The sequence below is a fragment of the Afipia sp. GAS231 genome (genome assembly GCF_900103365.1).
Classification (GTDB): Bacteria; Pseudomonadota; Alphaproteobacteria; order Rhizobiales; family Xanthobacteraceae; genus Bradyrhizobium.
Genome location: NZ_LT629703.1, coordinates 2,965,247 through 2,983,566, shown reverse-complemented (window position 1 = coordinate 2,983,566; position 18,320 = coordinate 2,965,247). Strand labels below are relative to the sequence as shown.

The window sequence follows — 18,320 nt, the reverse complement described above, 5'->3', positions numbered from 1 at the left end:
ATGAAGCGACTTCGGATATTGCGGCGGTGGTTCAAGCGGCGGTTCGGCTACGCCCGGCTGGCGTGTCTTGCGCTGTTGGTGCTGTTTGCGGCTTTCCGGATTTATGATCCGTCGCCGGTCGAGGAGATCAGGGTCCGGACCTTCGATACCTTCCAGCGCTTCGACCCCCGCAAGAAGGCCGTCAGGCCGGTCACCATCGTCGATATCGACGACAAAAGCATGGAAAAGCTCGGGCAGTGGCCGTGGCCGCGCACCCGGATCGCCGACCTCATCACCGAACTGACGCGGCTCGGCGCCGTCGTGATCGCGTTCGACGCCGTATTCTCCGAGCCCGACCGCCTCAATCCGAATATCGCCGCGGATACCTTCCGCAATCTCGACGAGGCGACCCGCGAAAAACTGCGGTTGCTGCCGAGCAACGATCAGGTTTTCGCCGATGCCATCAAGGCGTCGCGCGTGGTGCTCGGCGAATCCGGTCTGCCGGAGGAGATCACCGCGCTCGACAAGACGCTGCCGGTGACCGGGCTCGCAATGCTGGGCGAGGAGCCGCAGCGCTTCATGTTCGATTTCCCCGGCCTGCTGCGCAACGTGCCGGTGCTGGAGCATGCCGCCGCCGGACGCGGGCTGTTCACGATCCGGCCCGAACGCGACGGCATCGTGCGGCGGGTGCCGATGATCATGCAGGCGCAGGGCCAGACCATGCCGTCGCTGACCTTCGAGATGCTGCGGGTCGCGACCGGCTCGGGCACAATCCTGATCAAGGCCGAGAAAGCCGGCATCACCAGCATCGGCATCCGCGGTCTGCAGGTTCCAACCGACCACAACGGCCAGCTCTGGGTTCACTACGCCCGCAACGACGCCTCGATCTATGTCCCCGCCATCAACGTGCTGGAAAAGACCGTCGCGCCGGACATGATCGCCGGCAAGCTGGTGCTGATCGGAACCTCGGCGGTCGGCCTCAACGACATCAAGACCACGCCGGTGTCGCGCGCCATGCCCGGGGTCGAGATCCATGCTCAGGTGCTGGAGAGCGCCCTGACCGGTGCGCTGATCTCGACGCCGATCTACGGCATTGTGGTCGAGTTTACCACGGCGCTGCTGTTCGGACTGCTGGTGATCGCATTTGCGCCTTCGTTCGGGCCGATTACGCTGGTGGCGCTGGGCGCGGTGTTCGCAACCGCTCTGATCGGCACGTCCTGGTATTTCTACACGCAGCACCGGCTGTTGATCGATTTCACCTATCCGCTGATGTCGACCACGGCGATTTACCTGACGCTGATCTTCTCCAGTTTCGTGCGCGAACAGCAGCAGCGAAAACAGATCCGCGGTCAGTTCGCGCAGTACATGTCGCCGGTGCTGGTCGAGCAGTTGGCGAACTCGCCGGAAAAGCTCGTGCTCGGTGGCGAGGAGCGCGAGATGACCATCATGTTCTCTGATGTCCGCGGCTTCACCTCAATCTCGGAATCCTACAAGCACGATCCGCAGGGGCTCATCACGCTGATGAACCGCTTCCTGACTCCGCTGACCGACGTCATCATGGAGCAGAAGGGCTACATCGACAAATATATGGGCGACGCCATCATGGCGTTCTGGAACGCGCCGCTCGACGACGCGCTGCATGAGATCAATGCCTGCGAAGCCGCGATCCAGATGCTCGAGAAGATAGACGTGGTCAACAAGCAGCGCGAGCAGGAAGCCGCCGAAGGCGGCCACATCTATATCCCGCTCAATGTCGGCGTCGGTCTCAACACCGGCATCGGCGTGGTCGGCAACATGGGTTCCGATCTGAAGAAGAACTATTCGGTGCTCGGCGACAGCGTCAACCTCGCCTCGCGGCTTGAAGGTCAGACCAAGGAATACGGCTTTCCGATCATCATCGGCTCCAAGACCGCGATGGCGGCGAAGGAGAGATTCGCGATCCTCGAACTCGACTTCATCATGGTGAAGGGCAAGAAAGAGCCGGAGGTGATCTATGCCATCGCCGGCCGCGAGGACACCGCGCAATCCGGCCGTTTCCAGCGCTTGCGCAACCTGACCATCGAGATGCTGGCCTGTTATAGAGCCCGCGACTGGGAAGGCGCGCTCGCCGCGATCGAACGCGGCCGCCGCACCGACGATGCCCATTCGCTGGAGCTGCTCTATGATCTGTACGAGGCGCGCATCCGCGATTACATGAAAAACCCGCCGCCGGACGACTGGAACGGCGCGTTCGCGCTGCTGACGAAGTAGTTGCTTATCCCTCCCCCTTGTGGGGAGGGTGGCACATCGCGAGCGAAGCGAGCGATGTGACGGGTGGGGGGCTGCCTCCGCGAAAAGACTGTTCGCGCGCTGCCGTGCGCTACCCCCACCCGGCGCTACGCGCCACCCTCCCCACAAGGGGGAGGGATAAGCGCGCGACGGTGTGAAATCACTCCAGCCCGATCTGCGTCAGATCCTGGAACCAGTGCTGCGCCTGCACGAACTTTTTCACCTTCGGCGACAGCGCATGCGGGTTGGTGTCGTGCACCACCCACACCAGCACCGCATCGTCAACGACAAGCGAATGCGCTTGCGCGATCAACTCATCCTGCTTGGCGGTATCGAAGGTTTCCTTGGCTTCGTTGATCAGCGCATCGACCTTCGGGTTGTTGTAGCCGCCCCAGTTGACGCCAACAGGCGCGATCTGGTCGGAGGCAAAGAAGCGGACGATGGCGTAGAGCGGATCCGAGGTCACATAGGCGATGTTGTTGGCGGTGATGCCGGCGTTCATCTCGTCGGCCGCGCCCTTGCGCCAGTGCGTATAGAGTGTCTCGAGCTCGACCACCTTGAAGTCGATCTCGATGCCGATTTCCTTGAAGCTCTGCTGCAGGAATTCGTTTATCGGCAGCGACAGCATCTGGCCGGTGCCGCCTTGCGCGATGATGAAGGTGGCCTTCAGCGGCTTGTCCTTCGAATAGCCGGCTTCCTGCACCAGCTTTTTGGCCTCGGCGAGATCGTATTTGATGTCGAAGGAGGGCTTGCCGAACCACGGGCTCGACGGGTCGACCTGGCCCTTGGCGGGCTTGGCGAGACCGTTCATCAATCCGACCACGCTTTCGCGATCGATCGCGAGGTTAAGCGCCTTGCGCAGGCGCACGTCGGTCCAGGGCGAGCCGGGCAGCACGCTCAGGTGATAGTTCCAGACATGCGGGGTGATGTTGTCGACGATCTTCATCCCGGCGGATTTAAGCTGCGGCACCGCGTCCGGCGCCGGGGTTTCGATCAGATCGACCTGGCCCGCCAGCAACGCGTTGGTGCGGGTCAGCGCTTCCGGCATCGGAATCAGCACCAGTCTGTCGGTCTTCGGAATCCGCTTCTTGTCCCAGTAGTCCGGATTCTTCGTGAGTTCGGCGAGTTCGCGCGGCACCAGCTTGGTCAATTTGAACGGCCCGGTGCCGGACGGCTGGCTGGCGAACTTGTCCCAGTCCTTGCCGAGCTTTTCATATTGCGTCGGGCTCGAGACCAGGAACCAGAGCATCTGGTAGGGAAAGAACGAGTCGACTTTCTTGGTCGTGATCTCGACGGTGTCGTCGTCGATCTTGGCGTAGCTGGCGACCGAAGGCAGGCGGGTCTTGACCTGCGCGCTCTGGCGCTTGTCGAACTGCGGTGCCTTGTCGTTCAGCACCTTGTCCAGATTCCAGATCACCGCATCGGCATTGAAGTCACTGCCATCATGAAACTTGACGCCCTTGCGGAGCGTGAAGCGCCATTTGGTCTTGTCCTTGTCGTCGACCTTCCATTCGGTGGCGAGGCCCGGCACCAGTTTGCCCGGCCGGTCGGAGACGTCCATTTCCCAGGCCACCAGCGGATCGTAAATCGTATAGGCTGTGAACTGATAGGCGCCGGCGCCGCGGTCGGGCTGACCTGTCGTCAGCGGGATGTCGGCCATCGAAATGCCGTAGCGCACCACGGATTCGGCGTGCGCGGACGTCGCCGGCAGGCCGATGCCGGTGGCCAGCGCCGCGGCAGCGAAAAGCATCGTCTTCAGGGTGCGCATGGGTCAAACTCCGTTGGAAGTATTCGAAATACCTAATGCCAACGAAGCAAGGTTGATGCCAGAATAGGCACTGCGTCCCGTTCCGCAGGCGGGTCACATGGAGTTGTGCGACCAATTGGCCAATCGTAGCAAAATCGCCTCCCTTGGCACAGGCGTTGCATAGTTTTGCATAAGAATTAATCATCGAAGTGAGAAGGGATTGCTGCAAATGCGTATCGTCAATTCGAAAAAGGCCGTGTCGGCATGGATGCTGGCGACCGCCCTGGTGGTGGGTGTGCCGGCGCTGGCTTCGGCCGAATCCGTGCTGCGGATCGGCATGACGGCCGCCGATATTCCGCGCACCCTCGGCCAGCCCGACCAGGGCTTTGAGGGCAACCGCTTCACCGGCCTCACGATGTATGACGCGCTGACGATGTGGGACCTGTCCTCGGCCGACAAGGCGAGCGTCATGATTCCCGGCCTCGCCACCGAATGGAAAGTGGACGAGCAAGACAAGAAGAAGTGGACCTTCAAGCTGCGTCCCGGCGTCACCTTCCACGACGGTTCGCCGTTCAACGCCGACGCCGTGGTCTGGAACGTCGAGAAGGTGCTGAAGCAGGATGCGCCGCAATTCGACGCCAGCCAGGTCGGCGTCACCGCCTCGCGCATGCCGACCTTGGCGTCGGCGAAGAAGATCGACGACCTGACGGTGGAGCTGATCACCAAGGAGCCGGACTCGTTCCTGCCGATCAACCTCACCAACCTGTTCATGGCCAGCCCAGCGAAATGGCAGAAGCTGTTTGACGCCGCCGAAGGCGCCGATGCCAAGGCGAAATCGCAGGCGGCTTGGGCCGCGTTCGCCAAGGACGCTTCGGGCACCGGCCCCTGGAAGATGTCAGCGTTCACGCCGCGCGAGCGGCTCGAACTGGCCAAAAACGCCGACTATTGGGATAAGGCGCGCGTTCCCAAGGTCGACAAGATGGTGCTGCTGCCGATGCCGGAGGCGAACGCCCGCACCGCGGCGCTGCTGTCCGGTCAGGTCGACTGGGTCGAGGCGCCGGCCCCCGATGCGGTTGCCGAAATCAAGCAGCGCGGTTTTGTGATCCAGAGCAACGAGGAGCCGCATGTCTGGCCGTGGCAGTTCTCCCGCGTCGAAGGTTCGCCCTGGAACGACATCAGGGTACGCAAGGCCGCCAATCTCTGCGTCGATCGCGAAGGCCTCAAAGACGGCCTGCTCGCCGGCCTGATGGTGCCCGCCACCGGCACCTTCGAGCCCGGCCATCCCTGGCGCGGCAATCCGACCTTCCAGATCAAATACGACAAGCCGGCCGCGCAGAAGCTGATGCAGGAAGCCGGCTTCGGTCCGACCAAGAAGCTCACGGTCAAGATCCAGACCTCGGCGTCCGGCTCGGGCCAGATGTTGCCGCTGCCGATGAACGAATACCTGCAGCAGGCGCTGGCGGAATGTTACTTTGACGTCCAGCTCGACGTCATCGAATGGAACACGCTGTTCACCAACTGGCGGCGCGGCGCCAAGGATCCTTCCGCCAACGGTGCCAATGCCACCAACGTCACCTATGCGGCGATGGATCCGTTCTTCGCTCTGGTGCGATTCCTGCAGTCGTCGATGGCGCCCCCGGTGTCGAACAACTGGGGTTTCAACAACAACCCCAAGTTCGACGAACTGGTGACCAGGGCGCGCCAGACCTTCGAGCCGGCGGCGCGTGACGCGGCGCTGGCCGAACTGCACGCGGCCTCGGTCGACGACGCGGCATTCCTCTACGTCGCCCACGACGTCGCCCCGCGCGCGATGAGCCCGAAGATCAAGGGCTTTGTGCAGCCGAAGAGCTGGTTCGTCGACTTCTCGCCGGTATCGATCGCGCCGTAGGGTTGCTTTCTTCCCTCTCCCCTTGTGGGAGAGGGTGGATCAATCGCGCGAGCCGCGCGATTGAGACGGGTGAGGGGTTTCTCTCCACCCGAAAGAACCCCTCATCCGGCGCGGACTTCGTCCGCGCCACCTTCTCCCACAAGGGGAGAAGGAAAGTTCAAGGTGATCCGTGCTCGTCTATATCGTCAGGCGTATCGTCTACGTCATCCCGATCGTGATCAGCGTGGCGCTGGTGTGCTTCCTGTTGGTGCACATCACGCCCGGCGATCCCCTCGTCGCGGTACTGCCGGCGGATGCGTCGCAGGAACTGGCACAGCAACTGCGCGTCGCCTACGGCTTCGACCGTCCGCTGCCGGTGCAATTCGGGCTCTGGCTGTGGCGCGCGGTCCATGGCGACCTCGGCAACTCCATCGCCACCGGCCGCGCGGTGCTGACCGAAGTGCTGCGCGCGGTCGGCAACACCGTGACACTCGCTATCGCAGCCGCCCTGATCGGCTTTACGCTCGGCTTGTTCTTCGGCCTGATCGCCGGCTATTTCCGCGACACCTGGGTTGACAAGGTCGCGACCTCAATCGCGATCGCCGGCGTCTCGGTGCCGCATTACTGGCTCGGCATGGTGCTGGTCATCATCTTCTCGGTGCAGCTCAACTGGTTGCCCGCGGTCGGCGCCGGTCCCGGCGGCTCGGGTTCGTGGGCCTGGGACTGGGAGCACATGAAATATCTGGTGCTGCCCGCGATCACGACCTCGGTGATCCCGATGGGTATCGTCACCCGCACCGTGCGGGCGCTGACCGGCGATATCCTCAGCCAGGATTTCGTCGAGGCGTTGCGCGCCAAGGGCCTGCGCGAAACCGATGTGTTCCGTCACGTCATTAAGAACGCGGCGCCGACGGCGCTTGCGGTGATGGGACTTCAATTGGGCTACATGCTCGGCGGCTCGATTCTGATCGAGACCGTGTTTTCGTGGCCGGGTTCGGGGCTCTTACTGAATTCGGCGATCTTCCAGCGCGACCTGCCGCTGCTGCAAGGCACCATCCTGGTGCTGGCGCTGTTCTTCGTCGCCCTCAATCTGCTGGTCGATATCGCGCAAGCCTCGATCGACCCACGTATCAAAAGAAGCTAACATAATGAAGATCCGCCCATGAGCGTGATGTCAGATACCGCCCTGCAGGCCGCGCCCGCCACCAAGGCGCGCGGCTATTGGGCCACCGTCGGCCGCCGTATTGTCAGAGACAAGGTCAGCATGGCCTGCGCGCTGGTTCTGGCATTGATCTTCCTGTCGGCGCTGTGCGCGCCGTGGCTCGGCCTCGCCGATCCCTATGCCGGTTCGATGATCCGCAGGCTTCGCCATATCGGCACCCCGAATTATCCGCTCGGCACCGACGAGCTCGGCCGCGACATGCTGGCGCGGCTGGTCTATGGCGGGCGGCTGTCGCTGATCATCGGCATTCTGCCTGTGATCCTCGCCTTCGGGATCGGCACGTCCTTGGGCCTCGTCGCCGGCTATGTCGGCGGCAAGCTCAATACCGCGATCATGCGCACGGTGGACGTGTTCTACGCTTTCCCCTCGGTGCTGCTGGCGATTGCGATTTCCGGCGCGCTCGGCGCCGGCATCGTCAACTCCATCGTCTCGCTGACCATCGTGTTCGTGCCGCAGATTACGCGCGTCGCGGAAAGCGTCACGACAGGCGTGCGCAACATGGATTTCGTCGAGGCCGCGCGCGCCTCGGGCGCTGGCGCCTTCACCATCATGCGCGTGCACATGCTCGGCAACGTGCTCGGGCCGATCTTCGTCTACGCCACCGGGCTGATTTCGGTGTCGATGATCCTGGCCGCCGGCCTGTCGTTTCTTGGCCTCGGAACAAAACCGCCGGAGCCGGAATGGGGCCTGATGCTCAACACGCTGCGCACCGCGATCTATGTCAATCCGTGGGTGGCGGCGCTGCCCGGCGCCATGATCTTCGCGGTCTCGATCTGCTTCAACCTGCTCAGCGACGGCATGCGCAGCGCCATGGACATCAGGAACTGACGCGATGCAGGAACTGAAAAAAGAAACTGTCGAACTCATGGAGCCGATCGAGGACATCGGCGGCGCGGCGCAGCCGCTGTTGCAGGTCTCCGGCCTGACCAAACATTTCCCGGTGCGGGGCGACCTGTTCAGCCCGCGCAAGACCGTGCGCGCGGTGGATAACGTCTCGTTTGCGATCGCCAAGGGCGAGACCGTCGGGATCGTCGGCGAATCCGGCTGCGGCAAGTCGACCACGGCGCGGCTGTTGATGCACCTGATGAAGCGCGATGCCGGCGATATCGTCTATGACGGCCTGCAGGTCGGTCGCGCCTTGTCGCTGCGCGAATTGCGCCGCGGCATGCAGATGGTGTTTCAGGACAGCTACGCCTCGCTCAATCCGCGCCTGACCATTGAAGAGTCGATTGCGTTCGGGCCCAAGGTCCACGGCATGGCGGACGCCGCGGCGCGCGTGTTGGCCCGCGAACTCCTCGGCAAGGTCGGCCTGCGGCCGGAAAATTTCGCCAACCGCTATCCTCACGAGATTTCCGGCGGCCAGCGCCAGCGCGTCAATATCGCGCGTGCGCTGGCGCTGTCGCCGCGGCTGGTGATCCTCGACGAGGCGGTCTCGGCGCTCGACAAGTCGGTCGAGGCCCAGGTGCTCAACCTGTTGGCCGACCTGAAGCGCGAATTCGGCCTGACCTATCTCTTCATCAGCCACGACCTCAACGTGGTGCGTTACATCTCGGACCGCGTGCTGGTGATGTATCTCGGTGAAGTCGTCGAACTCGGCCCGGTCGACAAGGTCTGGGACCAGCCGGCGCATCCCTATACGCGGGCGCTTTTGGCCGCGATGCCGTCGTCCGATCCGGACAAGCGCACCGAGACGCCGCCGATTTCCGGCGATCCGCCCAATCCGATCGACCCGCCGTCCGGCTGCCGCTTTCACACCCGCTGCCCGTTTGCGGAGCCGCTCTGCGCAAATGCGACACCAAAACTCTCAGACCTCGATACAATGGGTCATCAAGCGGCGTGCTACATGGCCATTCCAGGCTCGGGGCACAGCCGCGCACCGGCCAAAGAAAATAACAAGGAAAATAATATGGGAGCCAACGCCGCATGACGAAACCCGGTCCCAAGGACGTGATGGCGATCACCGCTACCGCGGGCGTGCCCGTAGACAGCGAAGCCGCCTCACGCATCGCCAATTCCATTGGCCCCGCCTTTGAAGGCTTTGCGCCGGTCGCCGGCACGCTGCCGTTCGATCTCGAGCCGGCGAGTTATTTGCTGGTCCAGAATGCCGAGGTGTCGAAGTGAACAAGCACAGCTCTGAGCCGGCCCTGATGTCGCTCGTCGCCGTCGCCAAGGCGATCGCGGAGAAGAAGTTTTCCTCACGTGAAGTCACGCAGTCCTGCCTGAACCGGATCGCGGAGTGGCAGCCGCGCCTTAACGCCTTCATGGCGATCGAGGCGGAAAGCGCGCTCGCTGCCGCCGACGTCGCGGATGCCGCTCTCGCCAACGGAAAGAGCCGTGGCCCGCTGCATGGCGTGCCGCTGGCGCACAAGGACATGTACTACGACGCCGGCAAGGTGGTGACCTGCGGCTCAAAAATCCGTCGCGATTTCGTCGCGACGACGACCTCGACCGCGCTGCAGCGGCTGAAGGACGCCGGCACGGTTCGATCAGGTTCGCTGCAGATGGTGGAATTCGCATACGGCCCGACCGGCCATAACCCGCATTATGGCGCGGTGCATAATCCCTGGAATGTCGATCACATCACCGGCGGTTCGTCGTCGGGCTCCGGCTCGGCGGTCGCGGCGCGGCTGACCTTTGCGGCGCTGGGATCGGATACCGGCGGCTCGATCCGGATGCCCGCGCATTTCTGCGGCGTCACCGGCCTGAAGACCACGGTCGGCCGCGTCAGCCGCGCCGGCGCGATGCCGCTGTCGCAGTCGCTCGATACGGTCGGCCCGCTGGCGCAAACCGTGGAAGATTGCGCGCTGTTGACCGGATTGATGGCGGGCGCGGACCCTGAGGATCTCACGGCTTCGACGCGGCCGGTGCCGGACTACATGGCGGCCACCAAAGGTTCGCTCAAAGGCCTCAGGATCGGCGTGCCCACCGCGTTCTATGTCGACGATCTCGATGCGGAAGTCGCTGATGTGCTCGACGAGACCATTGCGACGCTCCAAAAAGAAGGCGCCGAGATCGTCAAGGTCGAATTGCCGGATCAGCGCCAGCTCACCGCGGCTTGCCAGATCGTGCTCGCGACCGAAGCTGCGGCATTTCACAAGCGCTGGCTGATCGAGCGGCCGCAGGATTACGGCGCGCAAGTCTTGATGCGGCTGCAGAACGGGCTCGCGATCCCCGCGGTATCCTATCTCGAAGCGATGCGCTGGCGAGGTCCGGCGTTGGCCGCGTATCTCACAGCCGTCACCGGCACCGACGCCGTGCTGGCCCCGGTGGCGCCGATGCCGGCGCCGACCATTGCCGAAAGCGATGTCGGCAACAGCATCAATGCGGAAGCGGTGATCCAGCGGATCACGAAATTCACCCGCCCGATCAACTATCTCGGCCTGCCGTCGCTTTCGATCCCGACCGGTTTCACCAAGACCGGCCTGCCGGTCGGCATGCAACTGGTCGGCCGCGCCTTCGATGAGGCAATGCTGATCCGTATCGGCGCGGCGTTCCAGCGCGCCACCGATTTCCACGCACGGGTGCCAAAGCTCGCATGACCAACCTCGTCGAGATCGATAACCTCAACATCCGCTTCACCGGCGAGCGCACGGTGCATGCCGTCAACGATCTCTCGTTGACGCTCGGCGAGGGCGAGGTCCTTGGCCTGCTTGGGGAGTCCGGTTCCGGCAAGAGTGTGACCCTGCGCGCGCTGATGCGGCTGTTGCCAAAAAAGCGCACGCAGATTTCCGGACGCGTGAACGTGCTCGGACGCGACGTGCTGGCGCTCGACGACGAGGAATTGTCTGATTTTCGCGGTCAGACCGTTTCGATGATCTTTCAGGAGCCGGCGCTGGCGCTCGATCCGGTTTACACCATCGGCAGGCAGATCGCGGAAAGCGTGATCCGCCATGAGGGCAAGAGCGAGCGCGACGCGATGGCGCGGGCGCTGGAAATGCTGGAAGTGGTGCGGATTCCGTCCGCCAAACGCCGCCTCGAAGCCTATCCGCACGAAATGTCCGGCGGCATGCGGCAGCGCGCGATGATAGCGCTGGCTTTGGCTTGCAAACCGAAAATCCTGCTGGCCGACGAGCCGACCACCGCGCTGGATGCCACCGTGCAGATCCAGATTCTGCTGCTGCTGCGCGAATTGCAGCGCGAGTTCGGCATGTCCGTCATCTTCGTGACACATGACATTGGTGTGGCGATCGAAATCTGCGATCGCGTCGCCGTCATGTATGCCGGCCAGATCGTGGAGCAGGGCACGCTCGGCCAGATCGTGCGTTCGCCGGTTCACCCCTATCCGAAGGGGTTGCTGGCTTCGACCGTCCACGGCGCCAAGCGCGGGCAGCGGCTGGAGACCATCCCGGGCACGCCGCCGTCGCTCGACAAAGCGCCCGTTAGCTGCTCCTTTGCGCCGCGCTGCAGCCAGGCGCAGCCGCGCTGCACCGAGCAGTTGCCATCAAATGTGGCGATATCGGCAGGCCACACCGCGCGCTGCGTGCTGGCGGAGCCGGCGGCTGTGGCTGCGACTTAGCTTTCCAAAGACCTGGACTTTCTCTTCGTCATGCCCGGGCAGAAGCGCGAAGCGCGTCTTCGCGCTAGGTGTCCCGGGCATCCACGAGTTGGTTTCTTTCGTGGCTTAAGACGGGGATGGCCGGGAGCGCAGACAAGTTTACGTAGTCTGCGCAAGGCAGACTACTATGCCCGGTCATGATGCAGGTTTGAAAACTCAGCCACCCAACCCCGGATCGGCCCAATGTTCGATCTGGGAAGGCCCGATCACCTGCTTGGGCTGGTGGGGATTGAGCGTGCCGGCGCTCGCGACCCAGCCCTTGGCCAGGATCTGCATCGCAAACAGCCTGGCATCGACTTCCGATTTGAAGGTACGGGTGGTGCGGACCATGCTGGTCGCGTCTTCGTCCGTCTTATCCGGACCAAAAGTAACATACCAAATATCGCCCTGGGCCATGCCGAACCAACGCCAATGGTGCAAAAAAGTTTCACGCTGCCCGGAACGGGGACGCCGCGAAAAGATTGTGGGTCGTCACGCCGTTCGATTACAGTTAGGGTATCATGTGGTGTCGGCATGGCGCCGCGCAATCCGGGGGGATTCAAATGTACATATCCAATGAAAGCATTCTCGTTGTTCTGTTCGTCGGTCTGGTAGCGGGCTGGCTCGCCGGCAAGATCGTGCGCGGCACCGGCTTTGGCATCATCGGCGACATCCTGGTCGGTATCGCCGGCGCGCTGGTCGCCACCTTCCTGTTTCCAAAACTCGGCCTTCATATCGGCAGTGGCCTCGTCTCGGAGATCATCTATTCCGCGATCGGCGCCGTCGTGCTGCTTCTGATCGTGCGGCTGGTTCGCGGCCGGATGTAGCGCCGCCAACACGCCAACGTTGCTGTCCGAACACAAAAACGGGGCCGTCTTTGCAGACGGCCCCGTTGGCAAGCTTGGTCCTGTGAAGTTTTACTCGACGATTTCGACGACACGGCGGGTACGCGGTTCGACCAGAACCGTGCGACCGTTCACGACCGTATAGCGATAGCTTGGCTGATTGTATTCTTGCGGTACGTCGTAGTAAGTGACGCCCGCTTCGGGCAGCACCGTGCCGACGCGGAAATCGCCCTGATATTCGTAGGAAGGATGATGCCGCTCGACCACGTAGCTGTGGAAGCGCGGGCGCTGGTCGACACCAAGCACGCCATTCACGCCACCGACCACGCCGCCGATGACGCCACCGACCACGGCGCCCACCGGACCCGCGGCCCGTTCGCCTTCCCGAGAACCTCGTTCCACGCCGCCAGGAACACCCTGGGCTTGCGCCACGACGGGAAGCGCTACGACGGCAACAAGGGCGGTAATTCCGATAGCGCGGCGGATCATGATATCTCCAGTGATGTTGGCTGAGGTGACAACACAACGGACGGGAGCCGATAAGGTTCCATCCGACCTCAGTCCTTCGCGCGCGCGACCGCTTCCATGATCCACTTCCGCACCGCGCCGATGCGCCGGTCGCGCGCCTGTTCGGTGCGGGAGACCAGATAGATCGTCTCGTGATAGGCGCCCTCGAACGCAAACGGCGCGACCAGTTTCTTGCCGAAGCCGGGACGCGTCTTGATCAGCGGCGCCATCGCCAGCGTGACGCCGAGCCCGTGTTCGGCGGCCTCCAGCATCGCCGGCACGCTGTCGAGCCAGAGATGGCCGCGCGGAACCAGATGTGACAGGCCGGCTTCCTTGAGCCAGGCCGGCCACGAGCGCGGTTGTGTCGTGAGATGAATCAGCACCTGGCGCGACAAATCTTCCGGCGCTCGCAAGCCCTGCCGGACTAGCGCCGGCGCGCAGACCGGCAATCCCTTCACCGTCACCAGCGGTTCGAATTTCAGCCCGGTCGAATGTTCGCGGCCATAGCGGATGGCGACGTCGACGCGTGACGCATTGAAGTCGGCATATTGATGCGTGGCTTCGATGCGCAGCGTCAGATCGGGATGGCGCCGCTTGAAATCCGGCAGGGCCGGCAACAATACGGCGGAAGTGAAAAACGGCAGCGAACTGATCCAGAGTTCGCTCGTCGCGCCGCGGCGTTGCTGCAGCATGTCGCGGCCGGCATCCTGCAGCGTCGCCAGCGCTGCGGAGACCTTTGCCAGATAGCGCTCGCCGTCGGCGGTCAACCGCACCGACCGCGCGCCGCGCACGAACAGTTTTGTGCCGAACTGCTCCTCCAGTCCGCGGATCTGGTGGCTGATCGCCGACGGGCTGAGCGACAGGTCGCGCGCGGCGCGGCGAAAGCTCAACTGCGTGGCGGCGCGCTCGAACGCCAGCAGCGCGGTCAAGGGCGGGATCGCGCGCAGGGCGGATCCGGGGACGTCCAAAGGATGAATAATATTCATCTGAGGTGACAATATCCCTTTTGTTGAAGTCGTCAGTCTCGTTCAAAAACAACGAGCATTCAATATGGCTCACCGCAAAAGCAACCCGCTCCGTCATTGCGAGGAGCGCAGCGACGAAGCAATCCAGTCTTCCTTGTCGCGGCGCTGGATTGCTTCGCGGAGCCTGTCATCGGGCGCGCATTCGCGCGACCCGTTGGCTCGCAATGACGGCGGTGCCTTGCTTGTCGACCCCACTTCAAATTACAGGGCTCCCGTCCATGCCGATCTTCGAACCCTCCGGTCATCCGCATCGCTGGACCCCCTCCGCACTGGCCGCCGGGCCGTTCGCGGGGTTGCAGGGCGGCGCGGTCGCCAGTCTCCTGACCGCGGAGATCGAGGCGCAGGCGGGGATACGGAAATGGGGCACGGCGATTTCGGCCTCGGCCTGGTTCCTGAGGCCGACGCCGATGACAGATTTGCGAACGCAGCTTTCGGTGGTGAGCGAAGGCGGCCGGGTCAGCGTGATCGACAACACGCTGTGGCCTGCCGACGAAGATCAGCCCTGCGCCACCGTCCGGGTGACGCTGTCGCGCGAACGCGCCGTCGAAATCGGAGGTTTTGCCGACTCCGTTGGCGCGACCGCCGATCCCACGCGGTTTCCGGTCCGCAACCGGCGCGCGGCGCACGGAAAACCATGGTTCATGGATGCCATGGAGGCGCGCGAGGGCGATGGCGTCGCCTGGTTCCGGCTCGACCATGCCATCATCGACGGCGCCGGATCCCTGCCGCTGTCGTCCGTGCTGGGCCCGGCGGACTGGACCCACGGCATCGCCAGGCCGGTCCAGAACGTGGTCGCCGACCCGAACCCGAACCTGACCGTGCAGTTGTTCCGGCCGCCGTCCGGCCCGTGGGTCGGCGTCCGTGCCGAAACCCGGTGGCGTCCGGCGGCCGGCCTCGGGGCCGGCAGCCGCGTGCTGCTCGATATCCATGGCGAGATTGGCCGGGTCTCGATGTCCGTGATCCTGGTGCCGTTTCCCAAAGGAGCGGACAAGGTTGCGGCCGAAGGCGCGCCAAAGCCGGTACCGGCATCGGATTAACCGTCATTCACGTCACTTCCGGGTGTCATCGCCTGGTGATCTGGTTCACATGGATTCAGGTTAACGTGACTTAAATAGACGCTGGCCGAAAACATCGGTAAAACCAGCCCGTTACACGTCACCCGATTTCATTTGAAGAGACACGCATTAATGGCAGCCGCTCCCGGCGTCCGGCGTTCCGAACTCGTTGAAGCGCTGCGCGCCTGTCGCGACGCATTCATCGGCGTCGGCGTCATGAGTTGCATGATCAATCTGCTGTATCTGACCGGCTCGATTTTCATGCTCGAAGTCTACGACCGCGTGCTGCCGAGCCGCAGCGTGCCGACCCTGGTCGGCCTGGTCATTCTCGCCGCCGGCCTCTACATCGCGCAAGGCTTCCTCGATCTGCTCCGCGGCCGCATTCTCGGACGTGTCGGCACCTCGCTCGACGAAGCCATCAACGCCCGGGTGTTCGAGACCGTGGTTCGCCTGCCGCTGTTGGTCGGCAGCCGCAACGAGGGGCTGCAGCCGCTGCGCGATCTCGACAATGTCAGGTCGTTCCTCGGCAGCATGGGACCGGGCGCGTTCTTCGATCTGCCCTGGCTGCCGTTTTATCTCGCGATCTGCTTCGCATTCCACTGGCTGCTCGGCACCACCGCGCTGGTCGGCGCCATCATTCTGGTGACCCTGACCCTGATCACCGAATTCATGTCGCGCCAGCCCGCCCGCGATGCGATGACGCTGGCGGCGCGGCGCAACGATCTCGCCGCCACCAGCCGGCGCAACGCCGAAGTGCTGGTCGCGATGGGGATGTCCGGACGGCTGACCAGGCGCTGGACCGAGGCCAACGAGACCTATCTGGCCGGCAATCAGCGCGCCAGCGACGTCGCCGGCGGTCTCGGCGCGGTCGCCAAGGTCCTGCGCATGATGCTGCAGTCGGCGGTGCTCGGCGTCGGCGCCTATTTGGTGATTCACCAGGAAGCTACCGCCGGCATCATCATCGCCGGTTCGATCCTGAGCGCGCGGGCGCTGGCGCCGGTCGATCTCGCGATCGCGCACTGGAAGGGTTTCGTCGCCGCCCGCCAGAGCTGGCATCGCCTCAACAAGCTGCTGCTGCAGATGCCGGCGTCGGGCACGCAAACCCTGCTGCAGAATCCGTCGAAGCGGCTGTCGGTCGAGGGCGTCACCATCGTGCCGCCCGGCGACCAGCGCATCATCGTGCAGGACGTTACCTTCGCCGTCGAGGCCGGCAGCGGCGTCGGCATCATCGGGCCGAGCGGATCCGGCAAGTCGTCGCTGGTGCGCGCACTGGTCGGCGTCTGGACGCCGTTCCGCGGCAAGGTGCGGCTCGATGGCGCTGCGCTCGACCAGTGGTCGTCGGACGTGCTCGGCGCCCATATCGGCTATCTGCCGCAGGACGTCGAACTGTTCGCGGGCTCGGTAGCGCAGAACATCTGCCGTTTCGATCCCGACGCCAGTTCGGAAGGGATCATCGCCGCGGCCAAGGAAGCCGGCGTGCACGACATGATCATCAAGATGCGCGAAGGCTATGACAGCCCGATCGGCGAGCAGGGCACTTCGTTGTCGGCAGGGCAGGCGCAGCGCGTGGCGCTGGCGCGGGCGCTGTACGGCAATCCGTTCCTGATCGTGCTCGACGAGCCGAACTCCAACCTCGATACCGAGGGCGACGAGGCGCTGACCCGCGCGGTGCGCGGCGCCCGCGAACGTGGCGCTATCGTGGTCGTGGTGGCGCATCGGCCGATCGGCATCGAGGCGGTCGATCAACTGCTGGTGCTGAAGGACGGCCGCATGCAGGCCTTCGGTCCGAAGGAAACCGTGCTCGGCCAGGTGTTGCAGCGCGTGGCGCCGCCGCCGCCGATCAAGATCGTCTCCGACGCGGGAGCCAAATCATGATCTTTGCGCCGAACAGCGAACTGAAGGGCGCGCGGCGCTCGATCCGCGCGCACATGATCGTCGGTCTCGCGGTGATGCTGGTGCTGGCCGGCGGCTTCGGCGGCTGGGCCTCGACCATGCCGATCTCGGGCGCGCTGATCGCGCCGGGCGCGGTGGTGGTCGATTCCAACGTCAAGAAAGTGCAGCATCCGACCGGCGGCGTGGTCGGCGAGGTGCGCGTGCACGACGGCGATACTGTCAAGGCCGGCGACGTCGTGGTGCGTCTCGACGAGACCGTGGTGAAGGCGAGCCTTGCCATCGTGGTCAAGACGCTGAACGGGTTGTGGGCACGCGCCGCAAGGCTCGAGGCCGAGCAGCGCGGCGTCGACAAGATCAAGTTTCCGCAGCAACTGCTCGACCAGGTCAGCGATCCCGACGTGCGGGACGTGATGGCGAGCGAAACCAAACTGTTCGAGGTCCGCGTCAACGGCCGCACCGGGCAGAAGGCGCAGTTGCGCGAGCGGGTCACCCAGCTCAACGAGGAAATCGCGGGTCTCACGGCCCAGGAGCAGTCGAAAGACAAGGAAATCGCGCTGGTCGAAAAGGAACTGATCGGCGTGCGTCAGCTCTACGATCAGCATCTGGTGCAGATCTCGCGCCTGACCACGCTGGAACGCGATCAGGCCCGGCTGTCGGGCGAGCGGGCGCAGTACATCGCCTCGCGCGCGCAGGCCAAGGGCAAGATCACCGAGACCGAACTGCAGATCATCCAGGTCGACAAGGACATGGTCAGCGAGGTCTCCAAGGACTTGCGCGAGACCAACGACAAGATCGGCGAGTTCGTCGAGCGCAAGGTCACCGCCGAAGACCAATTGCGCCGCATCGACATCCGCGCGCCGCAGGACGGCATGGTGCTGCAGTCGACGGTGCATACCGTCGGCGGCGTCATCACCGCCGGCGACGCCATCATGATGATTGTGCCGCAGGCCGACGCGTTGTCGGTCGAGGCCAAGGTCAATCCACAGGACATCGACAAGCTGCAGATCGGCCAGAAGACGCTGCTGCGGCTGTCGGCCTTCAACCAGCGCACCACGCCGGAGCTCAATGGTGTGGTTACCCGCGTCTCCGCCGACGTCACCACCGACCAGCGCACCGGGCAGGCCTACTACACCATCCGCGTCTCGATGCCGCCGGCCGAAGTCGCCCGCCTCGGCGGCGAAAACAAGATCATCCCGGGCATGCCGGTCGAAGCCTTCGTGCAGACCGGCGACCGCACCATGTTTTCCTATCTGATGAAGCCGCTGAGCGACCAGTTGATGCGCTCGTTCCGGGAGAAGTGAGTTTTGTCGTCCCCGCGAACGCGGGGACCCATAACCACAGGCGGTTGTGGTTACGACAAAGTCGTCGAACAGCTTTC

The 18,320-nt window shown here is 63.9% G+C and carries 16 protein-coding genes; 12 read left to right on the top strand and 4 right to left on the bottom strand.

Annotated elements, in window-relative coordinates:
• Nucleotides 1-2,229, top strand: a complete 2,229-nt coding sequence (locus tag BLS26_RS14200; protein ID WP_092512037.1) for a CHASE2 domain-containing protein — start codon at nt 1-3, stop codon at nt 2,227-2,229.
• Nucleotides 2,230-2,407: 178 nt separating this feature from the next.
• Here BLS26_RS14200 and BLS26_RS14195 read toward each other — a convergent pair whose 3' ends face one another.
• Nucleotides 2,408-4,015, bottom strand: a complete 1,608-nt coding sequence (locus tag BLS26_RS14195; RefSeq protein ID WP_092512035.1) for an ABC transporter substrate-binding protein — start codon at nt 4,013-4,015, stop codon at nt 2,408-2,410.
• 247 nt (nt 4,016-4,262) lie between these two features.
• On the opposite strand from BLS26_RS14195, the gene BLS26_RS14190 reads away from it, so the two are divergent.
• The 7 genes from BLS26_RS14190 to BLS26_RS14160 all read left to right on the top strand — a co-directional run bounded on the left by BLS26_RS14190 (nt 4,263) and on the right by BLS26_RS14160 (nt 11,599).
• Nucleotides 4,263-5,882: an ABC transporter substrate-binding protein gene (locus BLS26_RS14190; RefSeq protein ID WP_244541990.1), complete on the top strand. Its 1,620-nt coding sequence runs from the start codon at nt 4,263-4,265 to the stop codon at nt 5,880-5,882.
• Nucleotides 5,883-6,051: 169 nt separating this feature from the next.
• A complete protein-coding gene (locus BLS26_RS14185; RefSeq protein WP_092512031.1) occupies nt 6,052-7,005 on the top strand; it encodes an ABC transporter permease in 954 nt (317 codons plus the stop codon).
• Between the two features lie 27 nt (nt 7,006-7,032).
• Nucleotides 7,033-7,911 carry an ABC transporter permease gene (locus tag BLS26_RS14180; protein WP_371360955.1) on the top strand — a complete coding sequence of 293 codons (879 nt, stop codon included), beginning with the start codon at nt 7,033-7,035 and terminating at the stop codon, nt 7,909-7,911.
• A 4-nt stretch (nt 7,912-7,915) separates the two neighbouring features.
• Nucleotides 7,916-9,010 carry an ABC transporter ATP-binding protein gene (locus BLS26_RS14175; RefSeq protein WP_092512027.1) on the top strand — a complete coding sequence of 365 codons (1,095 nt, stop codon included), beginning with the start codon at nt 7,916-7,918 and terminating at the stop codon, nt 9,008-9,010.
• Entirely contained in the window at nt 9,007-9,204 is a 198-nt protein-coding gene (locus tag BLS26_RS14170) for a hypothetical protein (protein ID WP_092512025.1), read from the top strand. The genes BLS26_RS14175 and BLS26_RS14170 overlap by 4 nt, the downstream gene beginning before the upstream one ends.
• A gap of 26 nt (nt 9,205-9,230) precedes the next feature.
• The gene (locus BLS26_RS14165; protein WP_092518037.1) at nt 9,231-10,622 is read left to right on the top strand and encodes an amidase; all 1,392 of its coding nucleotides are present in this window, start codon (nt 9,231-9,233) and stop codon (nt 10,620-10,622) included.
• Nucleotides 10,619-11,599 (top strand): ABC transporter ATP-binding protein, encoded by a 981-nt coding sequence (locus tag BLS26_RS14160; RefSeq protein ID WP_092512023.1) that lies wholly within the window; start codon nt 10,619-10,621, stop codon nt 11,597-11,599. Before BLS26_RS14165 ends, BLS26_RS14160 begins: the two co-directional genes overlap by 4 nt.
• Nucleotides 11,600-11,794: 195 nt before the next feature.
• Here the strand turns inward: BLS26_RS14160 and BLS26_RS14155 are convergent, their stop codons facing one another.
• A complete protein-coding gene (locus BLS26_RS14155; protein ID WP_092512021.1) occupies nt 11,795-12,034 on the bottom strand; it encodes a hypothetical protein in 240 nt (79 codons plus the stop codon).
• A 146-nt stretch (nt 12,035-12,180) separates the two neighbouring features.
• On the opposite strand from BLS26_RS14155, the gene BLS26_RS14150 reads away from it, so the two are divergent.
• Nucleotides 12,181-12,444, top strand: coding sequence for a GlsB/YeaQ/YmgE family stress response membrane protein (locus BLS26_RS14150; protein WP_092512019.1), 264 nt, complete (start codon nt 12,181-12,183; stop codon nt 12,442-12,444).
• Between the two features lie 90 nt (nt 12,445-12,534).
• Here the strand turns inward: BLS26_RS14150 and BLS26_RS14145 are convergent, their stop codons facing one another.
• Together BLS26_RS14145 and BLS26_RS14140 are read right to left on the bottom strand one after the other, a co-directional pair.
• Complete coding sequence (locus tag BLS26_RS14145; protein ID WP_092512017.1) at nt 12,535-12,951, bottom strand: DUF1236 domain-containing protein; 417 nt, start codon at nt 12,949-12,951, stop codon at nt 12,535-12,537.
• 68 nt (nt 12,952-13,019) lie between these two features.
• Nucleotides 13,020-13,955, bottom strand: coding sequence for a LysR substrate-binding domain-containing protein (locus BLS26_RS14140; RefSeq protein WP_092512015.1), 936 nt, complete (start codon nt 13,953-13,955; stop codon nt 13,020-13,022).
• A 257-nt stretch (nt 13,956-14,212) separates the two neighbouring features.
• Here BLS26_RS14140 and BLS26_RS14135 point away from each other — a divergent pair, with 257 nt between their 5' ends.
• The 3 genes from BLS26_RS14135 to BLS26_RS14125 all read left to right on the top strand — a co-directional run bounded on the left by BLS26_RS14135 (nt 14,213) and on the right by BLS26_RS14125 (nt 18,243).
• Complete coding sequence (locus tag BLS26_RS14135) at nt 14,213-15,031, top strand: acyl-CoA thioesterase domain-containing protein (protein ID WP_092512013.1); 819 nt, start codon at nt 14,213-14,215, stop codon at nt 15,029-15,031.
• 150 nt (nt 15,032-15,181) lie between these two features.
• Complete coding sequence (locus tag BLS26_RS14130) at nt 15,182-16,924, top strand: type I secretion system permease/ATPase (RefSeq protein ID WP_092512011.1); 1,743 nt, start codon at nt 15,182-15,184, stop codon at nt 16,922-16,924.
• On the top strand, nt 16,921-18,243 hold the full coding sequence (locus BLS26_RS14125) for an HlyD family type I secretion periplasmic adaptor subunit (protein WP_092512009.1): 1,323 nt from the start codon (nt 16,921-16,923) through the stop codon (nt 18,241-18,243). Before BLS26_RS14130 ends, BLS26_RS14125 begins: the two co-directional genes overlap by 4 nt.
• The last annotated feature ends 77 nt before the right edge of the window (nt 18,244-18,320 follow it).

Coding starts and splice junctions, on each gene's coding strand:
- BLS26_RS14130 (WP_092512011.1), top strand. CDS start 15,182: ATGGCAGCCGCTCCCGGCGTCCGGCGTTCCGAACTCGTTGAAGCGCTG.
- BLS26_RS14140 (WP_092512015.1), bottom strand. CDS start 13,955: ATGAATATTATTCATCCTTTGGACGTCCCCGGATCCGCCCTGCGCGCG.
- BLS26_RS14180 (WP_371360955.1), top strand. CDS start 7,033: ATGTCAGATACCGCCCTGCAGGCCGCGCCCGCCACCAAGGCGCGCGGC.
- BLS26_RS14160 (WP_092512023.1), top strand. CDS start 10,619: ATGACCAACCTCGTCGAGATCGATAACCTCAACATCCGCTTCACCGGC.
- BLS26_RS14155 (WP_092512021.1), bottom strand. CDS start 12,034: ATGGCCCAGGGCGATATTTGGTATGTTACTTTTGGTCCGGATAAGACG.
- BLS26_RS14145 (WP_092512017.1), bottom strand. CDS start 12,951: ATGATCCGCCGCGCTATCGGAATTACCGCCCTTGTTGCCGTCGTAGCG.
- BLS26_RS14135 (WP_092512013.1), top strand. CDS start 14,213: ATGCCGATCTTCGAACCCTCCGGTCATCCGCATCGCTGGACCCCCTCC.
- BLS26_RS14150 (WP_092512019.1), top strand. CDS start 12,181: ATGTACATATCCAATGAAAGCATTCTCGTTGTTCTGTTCGTCGGTCTG.
- BLS26_RS14200 (WP_092512037.1), top strand. CDS start 1: ATGAAGCGACTTCGGATATTGCGGCGGTGGTTCAAGCGGCGGTTCGGC.
- BLS26_RS14190 (WP_244541990.1), top strand. CDS start 4,263: ATGCTGGCGACCGCCCTGGTGGTGGGTGTGCCGGCGCTGGCTTCGGCC.
- BLS26_RS14175 (WP_092512027.1), top strand. CDS start 7,916: ATGCAGGAACTGAAAAAAGAAACTGTCGAACTCATGGAGCCGATCGAG.
- BLS26_RS14195 (WP_092512035.1), bottom strand. CDS start 4,015: ATGCGCACCCTGAAGACGATGCTTTTCGCTGCCGCGGCGCTGGCCACC.
- BLS26_RS14170 (WP_092512025.1), top strand. CDS start 9,007: ATGACGAAACCCGGTCCCAAGGACGTGATGGCGATCACCGCTACCGCG.
- BLS26_RS14165 (WP_092518037.1), top strand. CDS start 9,231: ATGTCGCTCGTCGCCGTCGCCAAGGCGATCGCGGAGAAGAAGTTTTCC.
- BLS26_RS14125 (WP_092512009.1), top strand. CDS start 16,921: ATGATCTTTGCGCCGAACAGCGAACTGAAGGGCGCGCGGCGCTCGATC.